This window comes from Moorena sp. SIO1F2, from assembly GCF_010672755.1.
GTDB lineage: Bacteria > Cyanobacteriota > Cyanobacteriia > Cyanobacteriales > Coleofasciculaceae > Moorena.
Map to the genome: position 1 here is coordinate 1 of NZ_JAAHFV010000168.1, position 13,868 is coordinate 13,868.

17 protein-coding genes are annotated in these 13,868 nt (G+C 42.2%); 11 read left to right on the forward strand and 6 right to left on the reverse strand.

Going from position 1 to position 13,868, the window contains the following annotated elements:
• Positions 1–252: 252 nt before the first annotated feature.
• Positions 253–987: a hypothetical protein gene (locus F6J94_RS19315; protein WP_293043454.1), complete on the forward strand. Its 735-nt coding sequence runs from the start codon at positions 253–255 to the stop codon at positions 985–987.
• Between the two features lie 339 nt (positions 988–1,326).
• Here the strand turns inward: F6J94_RS19315 and F6J94_RS19320 are convergent, their stop codons facing one another.
• Positions 1,327–1,968 carry an RtcB family protein gene (locus tag F6J94_RS19320; RefSeq protein WP_364304733.1) on the reverse strand — a complete coding sequence of 214 codons (642 nt, stop codon included), beginning with the start codon at positions 1,966–1,968 and terminating at the stop codon, positions 1,327–1,329.
• Between the two features lie 106 nt (positions 1,969–2,074).
• Complete coding sequence (locus F6J94_RS19325) at positions 2,075–3,130, reverse strand: RtcB family protein (RefSeq protein ID WP_367142238.1); 1,056 nt, start codon at positions 3,128–3,130, stop codon at positions 2,075–2,077.
• 106 nt (positions 3,131–3,236) lie between these two features.
• Here F6J94_RS19325 and F6J94_RS19330 point away from each other — a divergent pair, with 106 nt between their 5' ends.
• Entirely contained in the window at positions 3,237–4,709 is a 1,473-nt protein-coding gene (locus F6J94_RS19330) for a zinc ribbon domain-containing protein (protein WP_293043456.1), read from the forward strand.
• 95 nt (positions 4,710–4,804) lie between these two features.
• On the opposite strand, the gene F6J94_RS19335 is transcribed toward F6J94_RS19330, so the two are convergent.
• Positions 4,805–4,999: an RtcB family protein gene (locus F6J94_RS19335; RefSeq protein WP_367142239.1), complete on the reverse strand. Its 195-nt coding sequence runs from the start codon at positions 4,997–4,999 to the stop codon at positions 4,805–4,807.
• A 338-nt stretch (positions 5,000–5,337) separates the two neighbouring features.
• On the opposite strand from F6J94_RS19335, the gene petN reads away from it, so the two are divergent.
• From petN to F6J94_RS19365, 6 genes are all read left to right on the forward strand, one after another.
• Positions 5,338–5,427, forward strand: a complete 90-nt coding sequence (petN, locus tag F6J94_RS19340; protein WP_010871354.1) for a cytochrome b6-f complex subunit PetN — start codon at positions 5,338–5,340, stop codon at positions 5,425–5,427.
• A gap of 7 nt (positions 5,428–5,434) precedes the next feature.
• Complete coding sequence (locus F6J94_RS19345) at positions 5,435–5,569, forward strand: hypothetical protein (RefSeq protein WP_267872114.1); 135 nt, start codon at positions 5,435–5,437, stop codon at positions 5,567–5,569.
• Between the two features lie 196 nt (positions 5,570–5,765).
• A complete protein-coding gene (locus F6J94_RS19350) occupies positions 5,766–6,587 on the forward strand; it encodes a sulfurtransferase (protein WP_293021414.1) in 822 nt (273 codons plus the stop codon).
• 585 nt (positions 6,588–7,172) lie between these two features.
• On the forward strand, positions 7,173–7,691 hold the full coding sequence (locus F6J94_RS19355) for an NYN domain-containing protein (RefSeq protein WP_044495347.1): 519 nt from the start codon (positions 7,173–7,175) through the stop codon (positions 7,689–7,691).
• Positions 7,692–7,779: 88 nt separating this feature from the next.
• A complete protein-coding gene (locus F6J94_RS19360) occupies positions 7,780–9,417 on the forward strand; it encodes a 2-isopropylmalate synthase (protein WP_293043458.1) in 1,638 nt (545 codons plus the stop codon).
• Positions 9,418–9,726: 309 nt separating this feature from the next.
• Positions 9,727–10,257 carry a gamma-glutamylcyclotransferase gene (locus tag F6J94_RS19365; RefSeq protein ID WP_293043460.1) on the forward strand — a complete coding sequence of 177 codons (531 nt, stop codon included), beginning with the start codon at positions 9,727–9,729 and terminating at the stop codon, positions 10,255–10,257.
• On the opposite strand, the gene F6J94_RS19370 is transcribed toward F6J94_RS19365, so the two are convergent.
• A complete protein-coding gene (locus F6J94_RS19370; protein WP_293043462.1) occupies positions 10,224–10,526 on the reverse strand; it encodes a hypothetical protein in 303 nt (100 codons plus the stop codon). The two genes, F6J94_RS19365 and F6J94_RS19370, sit on opposite strands and share 34 nt — an antisense overlap.
• A 155-nt stretch (positions 10,527–10,681) precedes the next feature.
• On the opposite strand from F6J94_RS19370, the gene F6J94_RS19375 reads away from it, so the two are divergent.
• The gene (locus F6J94_RS19375) at positions 10,682–10,852 is read left to right on the forward strand and encodes a hypothetical protein (RefSeq protein WP_293043464.1); all 171 of its coding nucleotides are present in this window, start codon (positions 10,682–10,684) and stop codon (positions 10,850–10,852) included.
• A gap of 30 nt (positions 10,853–10,882) precedes the next feature.
• On the opposite strand, the gene F6J94_RS19380 is transcribed toward F6J94_RS19375, so the two are convergent.
• Both F6J94_RS19380 and F6J94_RS19385 read right to left on the reverse strand, forming a co-directional pair.
• Positions 10,883–11,149: a hypothetical protein gene (locus F6J94_RS19380; protein ID WP_293021427.1), complete on the reverse strand. Its 267-nt coding sequence runs from the start codon at positions 11,147–11,149 to the stop codon at positions 10,883–10,885.
• Positions 11,097–11,240: a hypothetical protein gene (locus F6J94_RS19385; protein WP_293021429.1), complete on the reverse strand. Its 144-nt coding sequence runs from the start codon at positions 11,238–11,240 to the stop codon at positions 11,097–11,099. Before F6J94_RS19385 ends, F6J94_RS19380 begins: the two co-directional genes overlap by 53 nt.
• Before the next feature lie 194 nt (positions 11,241–11,434).
• On the opposite strand from F6J94_RS19385, the gene F6J94_RS19390 reads away from it, so the two are divergent.
• Both F6J94_RS19390 and F6J94_RS19395 read left to right on the forward strand, forming a co-directional pair.
• A complete protein-coding gene (locus F6J94_RS19390; protein ID WP_293021431.1) occupies positions 11,435–11,668 on the forward strand; it encodes a hypothetical protein in 234 nt (77 codons plus the stop codon).
• A 731-nt stretch (positions 11,669–12,399) separates the two neighbouring features.
• Entirely contained in the window at positions 12,400–13,689 is a 1,290-nt protein-coding gene (locus F6J94_RS19395; RefSeq protein ID WP_293043466.1) for an AAA-like domain-containing protein, read from the forward strand.
• Positions 13,690–13,868 lie beyond the last annotated feature (179 nt).

Consider the following 13,868-nt stretch of genomic DNA (forward strand, 5'->3'; position numbering starts at 1 on the left):
TGATAATAGGTAATTGCCAATTTACAATTGAGGATCATACTATGGCTGCTATTAAACACCACTTGTATATCGCAATTACCTATTATCAGTTACCGATGATATATACCCGAATAACTATGTCTCTCCGACCTTAGACATAGGCGTTGAAATTAGGTTTAAGGTTAAGTGGGGTAACGCTTCCAGAATCGTTTTCACACCTATGTCTATTACTAATAAAATATCCACCCTTGGCGACTTTGAGCTTGGCAGGAAATGACTAAAGAACAGTATTCTAAAAATTGGTTCAATGGACAATCGTTCATTATTACTTTTTGCCTGTTACCTTCTCTAGTAATTATCTTAGGGGTAATCAGCCTGTTTATCGAAAACAACAATTTTCGATTGACGGATTCATCAACAATTATTGTAAATCCAATAGAATCACTGATTAGTTGGTTCAAAGACACGTCAGAACCAAAAAACTCATTATCAAGTGTTGCTAAAACTAGTTCTGAACAACTAGTATATAAAGCTTCACTGCTCAATAAACTAATGCTAGCTATTATAACTGACTATGAAGAAACTGGACTAGGGATAGGGATAGGGATAGACAATATTAAGCCTGGCTTTGAAGCCATTGGTTTTACCTTTAACCAGGGAGAAAATATTCACAATCAAATTAATTTGATAGGCAACAATACGGGGGGCACAGTATTAATTAATATCCTGGGAAATGTTAACAATATAACTCAAGCATCTATCGCCACTAAAATTCCCTATAAATACTCTCATGAAAGCCAAGCTGCTTTACTTTTAGGATTATTCATTAGGGTAGTATCACCGGAATGGGAAAATGGTATAGATTGGATTAACTATGGCTTGAAAGAAGTTAGTGAAAACCATAAAAATTTATTAATCACGGAACAAAAAAACTATCAGATTCACTTAAGGGTTGACCGGGAGGGGGATTTGGTAATTCTCACTATAAAATCCCGTTCTAAATCCTAAGTGAACAGTAATCTTTAATGGTGTCGGACTACACAAGTGTTGAATCGAGTAATACTCACATCTTGCACCATTCTCAATAAGCTTGGTTCATGTAGGGTGGGCAGTGCACCAGACAGATAATGAAGCTTGCAAAGCGCGTTGGTAGGCACTGCCCACCCTAGGATTAATGACAATGGTGCAAGATCTCAGTCATAAACGTTTACCAAAATGGCTGATGTCTGTAGATATTTGTTTTTTTTGGGAGATGACAACAGGAAAAAGGCAACAGAAACGTTTATGCTTCTGTTGCTTTTTACGTAATGGTTAACAGTTAATGATTCGATTCAGTTTTGATAGTTTTCAACCCTTAACACAAACAACCTGCTTCAGAGTTGCCACTACCTCAACTAGATCTGACTGATTAGCCATCACCTGATCAATTGGCTTATAAGCACCTGGGATTTCATCGATAACGTCCTTATCCTTACGGCACTCAACACCTTTAGTTTGCTCAACTAAATCATCAACGGTGAACTGCTTTTTTGCTTTGCTGCGAGACATCAAACGACCAGCACCATGAGCACAGCTGCAGTAGCTGTCATGATTGCCTTTACCCTTAACAATGAAAGACTTTGCCCCCATGGAACCAGGGATGATACCATAGTCGTCGGTACGAGCTCGCACTGCTCCTTTTCGAGTAACATAAACCTCTTCGGAGAAATGCACTTCTTTCTCGGCATAGTTGTGATGGCAGTTAACTGATAACAAGGGCTTGAACGACTTACCACCAGCCAGATGTTTCTCTACAATTCGCTTGAAGCGAGCCATCATGATATCGCGATTGTAACGGGCATAGTTTTGCGCCCATTGCAAATCCCGCCAGTAGGCAGCAAATTCAGGGGTTCCTGCGACAAAGTATGCTAAATCTCGGTCAGGAAGGTGAGTATGTGCCAGCTTTGCTAATTCTTTAGCTTCCTCCGCTAGACATGCCCCACACCTCAATGCGCAGCATGAGTGCGGTAACTTCTGACCGTATCGTTAATAAAGCTTACCGAGTATCCTAAGCAATAGCTGGAGTTGGTAAGAAGCCCACACTGAACCGCGCTTGTCAGTGTGGGAGTATGTCACCTAGCTGATTACCAATATGCCGTGAACCGGAGTGTAGCATCAGCCACACTTGGTTTTCGGTATCAAGACACAATTCAATGAAATGATTGCCACCACCAAGGGAACCCAGCTGTTTCATGGATTTTCCATCTAGCCGTTGCACACCTGGATGAAGCTCCTTAAAGTCACGCCAGCCTTGCCAGTTTACTACTGGTTTTTCGATATCTTTGTTTTCATTAAAGCCAACGGGAATAGCTGCTTCAATCTCCAAGCGAATCTTCTTGAGCTTGCCCTCCAATTGCTCTGCCACAAAAGGGGTTTTGATGGCAGACATGCCACAGTTGTGAACAAACACACCAGCGGTCAGGGCAAAGTTATGATACTCTGGCACAGTTAGGCAGTAGACATCTTGTCTTTCCTGAAGTGGTAAGATCTTGACGACTTTGTGATTTGCCCCCCCTACCAGATTTGAGCTTCGATGCTCGGCAGGCTCAACATTATGGTGATCAATATGGTGGTCAATGACTGTTCTTTGACCTGGAAAAGATGGTACTGTTCCTGAAAATTGAGATTTTAACCATTCAGAGGTAGGAATATCAGAGGCAGGGATATCAGAGGCAGAGATAATCTCATCTGCCTTTTGCCATCTTCCAGAATAGGGTTGCTGGATTAAGGTGTAACCATCTTTATCGATTTGGGAGTAGAAAGGCATCAAGGATGTCCCTGGTTTGAGGTCGCGGGCTTCCCGGTAACTACCATCCCTGAGCATGAATCGATGATCGGGAGTACATTTAATTTCTTCTGAGTTGTCGAGAACGACCTTTAAGAGTAGTTGGTTACGGCGGGTTAATTTGGCTGTAGCCTTAGCCGGGACGATTTTTCCGGTTTGTGTGCAGGAGTAGACAATAATTTCTCGCTGACTGCTGGCTAGTGCTTGGAGTGAGTAGGATTTGCCATCAGCCAAGGGAACGAGGGTATCACCTGTAAAACAACCAATATCTACCCCGACAGCTGCTGGCAGGATGGCATCTTTGGTGGCAATTACAGAGCCTCGCAATTAAACCCCAAAAAATAGGTATAAATCGGTATTTAATACCATAAAATGGACATTGACATTTTGCTAGCGCTAGAGTAATATTCAAGTATAGGACTCAGATTTGATAATGCCCAAAAGTGTAGGAGCAACAAAAAGAATATCGACCCAGATTGTTCCTGTGATGGGGATGACTGAGCCGGTTGAGATTGAGTTGTTGTCCACGATGAAGAAACTGGGCACCGTCAGATCTGAATCTTACAACAAGCTGGGCAGTATTAGTCATTGGGGACTTGACTGGAAAAAAGCTTATCCAGAAGTCAGGAGTTTTAGAACTCCTGAATCACTAGGACTGCCATCGAAATTAATGGAGTGGACTGTCAGTGATGTAGCTAAAACTATTACGGCTCAACAAGCTGCTTGCACTGAAGCGGTAATTAAAAAAGTTTACAAAAGGTTCCCTGGAAAAGAGAACAAAAAAAACAGAAAGGAACTTTGTAAACAGCTAAAAACCTTGGCCTTACTGGATAACCCACTTCTCCATCGACTGGTCAGGAAGGAGTTCCAGAGAGGGCACTCTTGGGTCAAAAATCAAATAGTATATCAACAAGGAGGGTACAAATGCAAAAGGATCTCCCGCAATACCTATCAACTAGAATTAGCTGGATTAAGAAGAGGAAAAAGAAATAAAATAGTTGTTAAGTCTAATCGCAAAATTAAAGGTCAGATTAGATTAATATACAACACAGACATTGGGCACTTTGAAATTCACTTCCTAGCAGACCATGGGACTATAGATATTCCTGCAAACCGTAAAGCTGTTGGGATAGACAAAGGCTACACTGAAGCTTTCTATGATTCAGAAGGGCAAGCTCACGGTAAAGGACTAGGGAAAGTTACTACCCAAAAATCCGATCGTATATGTGCCAAGAACCGCAACAGAGGGAAGCTCTGGGCGCTTCACCGAAAGTCAGAAAAGATAGACCCAGCTAAGTCGGCTAGAATACTCGAAAATAACCTAACTAGAAAAACAGAAAATCGCCGTTACAGAAAAAATCAATCAGAACTTACGGCAATAATAGGAGCAGCTTCTAAGTCTCTTTTTGATGGAAAATCCTTAAAAGTATTTGCAGAAGATTTAACACAACCGATCAGAAACAAACGCCAGTCTAAAGCCGTGTCCCGGAAACTTAATAGTTGGATGAAAGGGGCTATGCGGGACTCTTTGCAGAAATGGGCTGATTGGACTGGCTCGGTTGTTACAGAAGTTCAGCCTAGTTACACGTCGCAAATTGACTCTAGGAATGGCACCCTATTGGGAAAAAGGACTGGGGACAATTTTACCGGATTTGACGGGGTCGTGTTGCAGGCTGACTATAATGCTGCCAAGAATATCCTTGTTCGTGGTACCGATAAGGAGATCACCCGGTACATGAATAAAACTGAGGTGCAAGCAGTGTTATTGCGCCGTACCGCGCGTTTCTTGAAAGGGATGGGACTGAGTCTGCTTGATGCAGTCGAGCTGGGATGGCTTGACCCCAAACATAGCAAAACTAAGGCTTTCAAGCAACTCCTGGTCGGGATGCCAGGAACGTCTAAATAGATGAATGGCAGGCTTAACTCCAATTGCTGTATGACCATTTCTCACTTAGACCACAATAAATTGCACCTTGACTGTTTTGTACGGGTTTATCCCGATTAATTACGGTTTAAGAGTATCCCAACTAATGAGCCTTTACCGAGGTGAACGTCTGGCATTAATGCGACGTGCTTAAACACAAATGGCAGAGACGCAACATTTTTCGCCATTTGGGTTTCCTGAGCAGCTAGGGAGTGATTCGCCCAAGACAGCACCGGTTTTGGGGTGGAGATGTCTAGTTTTTCGTAAGGCATAACAATAATTATTTATTTTTTTTATATATTACAAAATAATACAGAAGTGTGACAAATATTTCCATAAGGTCGAATCTCAGGATCAGGTGATCATCACAAGTTTTCTTGAAGGAATCTGTGGACAGTTTAGTAAGTGTCACACTATCCCCCTGTCCAGGTAAAATACTCTTGACCTGAAACCTAGCCAGACTCTGGATGATCAGCTTTGCTGAAAGACCGGGGGGTTAACCCCATAACTAGATAATTCCCAAATGAATTCCACTTCTGTAGGAGGTGGCTGTGTCAAATTGAACTATTATAAGATTTGGAGTTATTGAGTAATTTTTTTATATATTGCTATGGATATTCTGACACTAGGCTGGGTTTCTGTACTGGTTTTGTTCACTTGGTCAATCTCAATGGTTGTCTGGGGTCGTAACGGGTTTTAACAGTATCGTGGAAAATCCCGTAATCACTATGTTGTTCTTTGCTGCCGCTGGATTATTAGTGGTGGTCAGCGGAGGAATCATTTATCTAACTGCTGCTGAGTGGCGCGATCGCCGCCGCAAACAGCGGGATAAACAGGGATGAAAATCTGACAGCGGATGGCTGGGGGTTTTCATCCCTCTAAAGGAAGCACTACCAACTTATATCTCAACCAAACAAGCAAACGTTAATTTGTTTTGTTTGAAGAGAGTCCTAGGAGCGTAAATCCTTGGACTCACTTGATATCGCTAAAGCTTATTTGTCCTAAATCAATACTAAAATTTATAATCCGTGATGTCACATGACGGAACAAGCTTTTATAGTTTCTGGTCAGTATCTGAGTGATCATCTTGATGATCCCCACATCGTAATTGTCGATTGCCGTTTTGCTCTATCTGATCCAAACCTGGGCTATGAACAGTATAAAGTTAGCCATATCCCGGGCGCTCACTATCTCGATTTGAATAAGGACCTTTCGAGACCAGTAGAGCGTCATGGCGGTCGTCATCCTTTGCCTGAACCTGGGAAGTTAGCCCAGAAATTAGCAGCGATTGGTGTTAATTTCCGAAAAACCCTAGTGATTGCCTATGATGATTCCCGTTCTGCTTTTGCAGCCCGCTTGTGGTGGCTGCTGCGCTACTTGGGACACGACCAAGTGGCGTTGCTGGATGGGGGTTGGACAGGATGGCATTCCCAAGGGTATCCAGTATCTGATCAAGAGCCTACCACAAAACCAGGCATATTTGTAGAGCAGTTGCGCTCTGATTTGGTAGTGGATATTAATACTGTGAAAGTACGTAAAGATCTGCCAGAGGTGGCGTTGGTAGACTCTAGGGAAAGCGATCGCTATTTAGGTAAACGAGAACCGATTGACCCTGTTGCCGGTCACATTCCCGGTGCACTAAACTACCCTTGGCATGGTGTGACGGACAGCAATGGTTATTTGCAACCATTAGCATCCCAACAAGAGCGCTGGACTGAGCTGGAGAACAAACAAGAAATTCAGGTTTATTGTGGTTCTGGTGTAACCGCTTGTGTAAATCTCTTCTCCCTGGCATTGGCAGGAATTAATACTGGCAAGCTCTATGCTGGGAGTTGGAGTGACTGGTGCTCTTATCTATAATTTTACCCACCGGTTGACGTTGCTTGCTTTGAGAAACTGTGGCACTACCCAAAGCAAGCAATTGCTTAGGTGTGTTGCTTGCCCAAAAGCTTGCCAGTCCCGTTAAACTACCACTACTTTGATACTCCTAATTGTTTCGATCTGAGTTGCTACCCTTCTCCCTAGGACTTAACTGAAGCGGTGCGACAAGGCGCTGCCTGAACCTCGCCATGGTATAGCAGTCGCCAGGGCAGGCGCGGACATGACAAAAGTCTCAAACCTAAGTAAGCGCAAGAGTTTGACTTCTGACTTCTGACTTCTGACTTCTGACTTCTGACTTCTGACTTCTGACTTCTGCTATAACGCGCACCAAGACAGAGGAGGGAAAATTTGGCATCCTATCCTCAAAATCAGGAAATTATCCCCCTATTGCTTACTCTTTCACTAGGTAAGTACATATAAGTCATCTCTATCAGTAGTAATCAAATCACTAATTACCAGTAACTAGTTAAGTCTTAGCAGTAATTACTAATTTACTATCTAAAAACTGCTAGAATAAAAAATTATATTAAAGATTATATAGAAAATTGTTAGGTTTAAGTAAATATGCATTGTCCACTTAAACGTATGTCTATTTTTGTAGACGGCAATAATATGTTTTACGCCCAACAAAAGAATGGGTGGTTTTTTGATCCTAGGCGAGTTTTGGACTATTTTAAAAATGAGCCTGGTATTACTCTAGTTAATGCATTTTGGTACACAGGACTCAAAGATCCTCAAGACCAGCGGGGGTTCCGAGATGCTCTAATTAGTCTAGGATACACGGTTCGTACTAAAATTTTAAAGGAATATTATGATGATAACTCGGGTCGCTATTCACAAAAGGCTAATTTAGATATAGAAATTGTTGTGGATATGTTTAATACAGTCGAACAGTATGACAAAGTGATCTTGTTTAGTGGAGATGGGGATTTTGAACGAGCCATTGAATTACTCCGCTCTAAAAATACCCATATTACGGTGGTTTCCACAGAAGGGATGATTGCTAGGGAACTGAGGAATGCCACTGACCGTTATATTGATCTAAATGATGTCCGTGATCAAATTGAAAAAATTGATTCATAGTTATAATTATAAACAAAGCAAACTTTCTGTCTAGTTGGCTGACGACCGTTTCCTTCAAATCACTGACTATCAACCAATCGAGTTAGTTATGAACCAGCAACCTCAATCAGAGCGCATTATCATTTTCGACACTACCCTCCGGGATGGGGAACAATCTCCTGGAGCAACCCTCAATGTGGATGAGAAGCTGATTATTGCTCACCAACTGGCACGATTGAGAGTTGATGTTATTGAAGCAGGCTTTCCCTACGCTAGTCCTGGGGATTTTGAGGCGGTGCAAAAAATTTCTGAAGCTGTGGGCATAGAATCTGGACCAACTATTTGTGGTCTAGCACGGGCAAGTCGTGATGATATCAAAGCGGCGGCGAATGCCCTCAAACCGGCAGCTAATGCCCGTATTCACACTTTCATTGCTACTTCGGATATTCATCTGGAGTACAAACTGAAGAAGACTAGAAAGGAAGTGTTAGAGATTGCGCCAGAAATGGTGGCTTATGCGAAGTCTTTTGTGGATGATGTGGAATTTTCCCCGGAGGATGCAGGGCGCAGCGATCCCGAGTATCTCTACGAAGTCCTGGAACGGGTAATCGATGCGGGGGCGACTACGGTTAATATTCCTGATACTGTAGGTTACACTACCCCAAGCGAATTTGGTGGCTTGATTCGTGGGATTAAGGAAAATGTTCCCAATATTGACCGGGCAATTATTTCTGTCCATGGTCATAATGATTTAGGTCTGGCAGTGGCTAACTTCCTGGAAGCAGTGAAAAATGGAGCCAGGCAATTGGAATGCACGATTAATGGTATTGGAGAACGGGCTGGTAATGCGGCTTTGGAAGAGTTGGTAATGGCATTACATGTCCGCCGTCAGTATTTTAATCCTTTCTTCGGACGCCCCCCAGAGTCGAAGGAACCCTTAAGCATTATTGATACTCGTCAGATTTACAAGACATCCCGCCTGGTTTCGAGTCTTACGGGGATGTTGGTACAACCGAATAAGGCGATCGTGGGCTCGAATGCTTTTGCTCATGAGTCTGGTATTCACCAGGATGGGGTCCTTAAGCACAAGCTGACCTATGAAATTATGGATGCGAAGTCGATTGGGTTAAAGGAAAATCAGATTGTACTGGGTAAACTATCCGGTCGCAATGCTTTCCGTTCTCGCCTCAAGGAGTTGGGCTATGATTTGTCGGACAATGACTTGAATAAGGCGTTTGTTCGGTTTAAAGAGGTGGCGGATAAGAAGAAGGAGATTACGGATTGGGATTTAGAAGCTATTGTTAATGATGAAGTTTACCAGGCACCGGAAGTGTTCCATTTAGAGTTGGTGCAGGTTTCCTGTGGGGATCATGGTAGTCCTACGGCTACGATTACGCTGCGAACACCTACAGGTAAAGAACTTAGTGATGCTGCTATTGGTACTGGTCCGGTGGATGCGGTGTACAAGGCCATTAATCGGGTGGTGAATCGGGTGGTGAAATTGCCTAATAAACTGATTGAGTTTTCGGTGCAATCGGTAACGGGAGGAATTGATGCTCTTGGGGAAGTGACTATTCGTTTGCAGCACAATGAACGGGTCTATTCGGGTTATGCTGCCAGTACGGATATTATTGTGGCTTCAGCACAGGCGTATGTGAATGCGCTTAACCGACTGTATTCAGCAATGCAGAACGGGAAGTTGGGTAATGATCCTGAGTTATCGATAGGTTCTCGAGCAGGGGTCTGATCTCAAATTGGTATGGAATCAATATAGCGGTTTGCAATTTGGTGAGGTACAAAGAGATCCCCCGTTTCCCTTATCAAGGGGGACTTTGAACTTGATAAGTGTACCTCATAATTCCTAGAAACGCTATATCTAATATCTAAAGGGTAAACCTCTCCATAGTTTGCCTTTCAATAATTGTCCCACTGCTTGAAACGGTGGGATTTCTTTTTGCTGAAATGTTTTTTTTGACACTCCCCACTACTCGACTGTTCGATAGAATAAGGTTTTATTTGCCAAGATTCAGATATAAGTTAGGAATTAGGATTGCGTATGTCAGCTGCCCAGCTAAACACTGACAGAAAACACCAACTTCACACAGAGTCAGGCTTTTACTATTTTGCTTATGGCTCTTGTATGTGTCCAGTAGATTTAAAGCGATCGCTTGGGGAAGATACCCATAATTTTGTGATTGGTACAGCTACCCTCAAGGATTATCATATTGGTTTTTATAGCAAATCTCCAAGTCGTAATTGTGGCACGCTGGATGTGGTGAAAACTCCTGGCTCAAGGGTTGAAGGAGTGTTGTATCATTTACCTTGGCGGGTGAGTGAAGCTTTGGATCTGCGGGAAGGTGTGCCTCACAGTATCTACCGACAGGAAATGGTAAATGTCCACTGTCAAAATAAGTTGTATCAGGGCGTTCGGACTTATGTGGTGGTGAATAAGTTAGACCGGGAAATGGCTCCTAATGATTGGTATTTCGATGTGGTACTTCGGGGTGCTGTTACCTGTGGGATATCTGAGGAGTATTGCTGGAAGTTGTTTGATCATATGCACCAGTTGCAACTAAAAGCGAGCTGAGGATTGCTATTTGAAGTAGGGAGTAGGGAGTAGGGAGTAGGGAGTAGGGAGTAGGGAGTAGGGAGTAGGGAGTAGGGAGTAGGGAGTAGGGAATAGGGAACAGGGAAAAAGATGTAGGGTGGGCAGTAAGTATCATCCCGATGGTAAGCTTTGGAATTGGTATTATTACTGCCCACCTTTAGCAAAGGGAATAGGGAGTAGGGAGTAGGGAGTAGGGAGTAGGGAATAGGGAATAGGGAAAAAGATGTAGGGTGGGCAGTAAGTATCATCCCGATGGTAAGCTTTGGAATTGGTATTATTACTGCCCACCTTACGATTAATTTTATCAAAAAAACAGAGTAGTAGATGTAGGGTGGGCAGTAAGTATCATCCCGATGGTAAGCTTTGGAATTGGTATTATTACTGCCCACCTTACGATTAAGTTTTGCTTCGACTGCTATATCAGCTAATGCGCTATGGGGAAGCTACGGAACTTTTGAATAAAACAGGTATTCTTCAAAAGCTGAATACTGAATGCTTACCTATCAGATACACAGATTTTTTTTTCTATTCCCTATTCCCTATTCCCTGTTCCCTGTTCCCTAAAACCCAGTAATCTATACTAACCGAATTAAAAAATATAGATTTACTCGTTATCAAAATTTATCCAATCTTTCCATTCTTGATTTTCTTGATAATAGTCTTTCATGGCTTCTGCTTGTTGGGCTAAAATGCGACGACGTTCTTCTAGGGTAAGTTGTTGAAAAGCTTGGCGTTCCATTGAATGATTTTGTGCGATTTCAGGTACGATTAAAATAACTTCTATGGTTTCTCCTACCGGTAAATTTGGAAGGGAAATCTCAAGGCGGTTGCCTTGTTGAACGGTTGTGGTTAGATAGTGGGTTTGTTTCATTACAGCAGTTTTCAATTAGTTTAAGTATAAAGTCTTCGATTTTAGGGAGTAGGGAGTAGGGAGTAGGGAGTAGGGAGCAGGCAATAGGCAATAGGCAATAGTAGCGTGCGCGTAGCGCTTAAGCTTAATTATTAGATTAATTATACCAAAAAAATAGACAAATAAAAACTAGTTTATCTTACCATCATATCCATATTTAATAATAAAAAAAATTCTAAATTCCTTGACAATATATTAATTTATAAATATATTAATAGTATAAACCATTTAAAGAAGTCACGATTCATGACCAAGAACATTCCACCTAACTCCGATGACAAGAACACCCCAGAAAACCCTGGTCGCAAACCTAAGAAAGTCAAGCTGATCTTGACCGGTTCTCCTGAAAAAGTTTGGAAGACAATTATTGCCCTTTATGGCCTTAAATACGCCTATCCCAACGAGTGGAGCACTCCGGAACCTACGGGGAAGCCTGATGAGATTATGACTTTTTTGATTCGCTATTTTTACGTAGACTAGGATAGTAATTTGCCAGGGTTTTGACCCCCTGGCGACCATGAGTGAAATTTGTTTTGTGGAGGTTAGTTTACTGAGTTAGGATGTTGTTGTTTTGAATCAGTTGCTGAGGTAAATGGTAAGTAGTCAGGTTTGTGGCACAGGCTTCTAGCCTGTGACCTAACCCATAAGCTGATAGCTGATAAGCTGTTCGCTGATACGCTAAGCTTTAATTGTAGTGGTTTATATATTAGAATTCGGTCAAGCATTGGTTAACCAAACTTTGACCGATTTTTTTTTATTAGTATGTGTTGCTAGTGGTGCTTCAGGGGCGGGCTAGCCCTGATTTTCCGCCTCTTTCTAGTTGAACAGTCCGCCCGATTGTAACGGGCAAGATGCCCGTTCCACCCACCGAGTCAAATAGCAAAAATGAGATGCATTCAGTGTGGAAAAAACTTCAGGTTACTTCATGGTACTTCATGTGGATGATGCTCTAAGAAGATGTTTGTGATTATTTTTTCACTGATAAACAAACTTTGTGAAACTATTGTCTCAATCTCGCTCAACTAATCAATAATACTCTAAACTAATCATAGGACTACCTAAAGCTCATTTTGGCTGTTTGACACGGTGGTGCGTTACGGGGCGGTGTGTCAAAACTCTGGCTACGAAGCGGAAAATGAGGCCCCCCTAACGCACCCTACGCCAGATTTTAAAATATGAGATGCTTAAATTCCCATTAGCAGCGATCGCCTATGATTAGTAAAGAAGCTTTCGAGGAAAAATTCAAGACCATGCCCTGGAAAAGGCGACAAGTGTTGGAGGCGGTGGTTGGTGGCAAGACAGATGAGGAAATCAGAGAAAAGGTGCTGAAAGTTTATGATATATCTACGGTAAGAAAGCATATTTCTAATCTATATAAAGATTTTGATATTGAAGCTAACGGTTATAATTGTCGTTGTGAGTTAGTTGAAATCGTTAATACCTATAAGCCGGAGTTAGTGGCTGAGCAAGTATTAAACGAGTGCAACTTATCGCTTCGACCTAGAGCAACTCAAGAGATATATATTGAGCGCCCACCTGTTGAGGCTCGTTGTGATCAGGAAATTGTAAAACCGGGAGCGTTAATTCGGATTAAAGCACCGAAACGAATGGGCAAAACCTTACTGATTCAGCAGATTATCGCCCATGGTGAAAAACAGAGTTATGCTCAGGTTTATTTAAATATGAATGAGCTACCTTTCACTAATTTGGATAGCTTTTTACAATCGTTTTGTGTACGACTGTCTGACAACTTAGGATTGTCGGATCAGTTAGACAGTTATTGGAAAAAGCGTTTACCCAGCAAGGTAAACTGCAAACGATACTTAGAGCAGTATTTATTAAAGTCTTTAGATAGTCCGGTAGTTTTGTGTTTGGATGAAGTAGAGCAAGTCTTTTCTCATCAAGAGATTGCTGAAGGGTTTCTGACGTTGCTGCGTAGTTGGCATGAAGATGCTAAGAGTAAAGAGATTTGGAAAAAATTACGGTTGATTGTGGTTTATGCCACAGACGTTTACGTTACCTTACCTATTGAACAGTCGCCGTTTAATGTGGGATTACAGATAGATTTACTAGAGTTTACTGAGCAGCAGGTTACGAGCTTTGCTCAGGCTTATGGCTTGAAGTTGTCTGGGGATTCAGTAAGGAAACTGATGGCAATGGTGGGGGGACATCCTGATTTATTGTCCCAAGCCTTTGATTATCTCAAAAATCACCAAGCAGCAGACAACACACTGGATACCCTTTTGGCTAATGCCCCCACAGAAGCCGGAATTTATGGCAGTCATCTCCGTCAACTGTTAACTAGTATTCAAGAGCATCCCCAATTGCTGGACGCTGTTAAATTATTAGTTAGTACCAGCAACCCGGTGCGCCTGGATGCTACTATCACTCGCAAGTTGGAAAGTATGGGACTACTGCAACGCTATGGCAATGATTGTAGTTTGATATCTAATTTGTATCGTCTGTATTTTAGCGATCGCATTTTAGGGAAAAGGGAGTAGGGAGTAGGGAAGTTAGAAGTTAGAAGTTAGAAGTTAGAAGTTAGAAGTTAGAATTGGGAATCGGGTAATATCATTATTATCAACATAGCAATAATTTCGATAACAATGAGCAAAACTATCTTTAACTATACCTAATTATTGAAAACTACTTCTTCTCTCTCCCTATCTCCCCATCTCCC

Excerpts from the sequence above, each read along its gene's own strand:
- F6J94_RS19315 (WP_293043454.1), top strand. The coding sequence starts at position 253 with ATGACTAAAGAACAGTATTCTAAAAATTGGTTCAATGGACAATCGTTC.
- F6J94_RS19330 (WP_293043456.1), top strand. The coding sequence starts at position 3,237 with ATGCCCAAAAGTGTAGGAGCAACAAAAAGAATATCGACCCAGATTGTT.
- F6J94_RS19335 (WP_367142239.1), bottom strand. The coding sequence starts at position 4,999 with ATGCCTTACGAAAAACTAGACATCTCCACCCCAAAACCGGTGCTGTCT.
- petN (WP_010871354.1), top strand. The coding sequence starts at position 5,338 with ATGGATATTCTGACACTAGGCTGGGTTTCTGTACTGGTTTTGTTCACT.
- F6J94_RS19350 (WP_293021414.1), top strand. The coding sequence starts at position 5,766 with ATGACGGAACAAGCTTTTATAGTTTCTGGTCAGTATCTGAGTGATCAT.
- F6J94_RS19355 (WP_044495347.1), top strand. The coding sequence starts at position 7,173 with ATGCATTGTCCACTTAAACGTATGTCTATTTTTGTAGACGGCAATAAT.
- F6J94_RS19360 (WP_293043458.1), top strand. The coding sequence starts at position 7,780 with ATGAACCAGCAACCTCAATCAGAGCGCATTATCATTTTCGACACTACC.
- F6J94_RS19365 (WP_293043460.1), top strand. The coding sequence starts at position 9,727 with ATGTCAGCTGCCCAGCTAAACACTGACAGAAAACACCAACTTCACACA.
- F6J94_RS19370 (WP_293043462.1), bottom strand. The coding sequence starts at position 10,526 with ATGATACTTACTGCCCACCCTACATCTTTTTCCCTATTCCCTATTCCC.
- F6J94_RS19380 (WP_293021427.1), bottom strand. The coding sequence starts at position 11,149 with ATGAAACAAACCCACTATCTAACCACAACCGTTCAACAAGGCAACCGC.
- F6J94_RS19390 (WP_293021431.1), top strand. The coding sequence starts at position 11,435 with ATGACCAAGAACATTCCACCTAACTCCGATGACAAGAACACCCCAGAA.
- F6J94_RS19395 (WP_293043466.1), top strand. The coding sequence starts at position 12,400 with ATGATTAGTAAAGAAGCTTTCGAGGAAAAATTCAAGACCATGCCCTGG.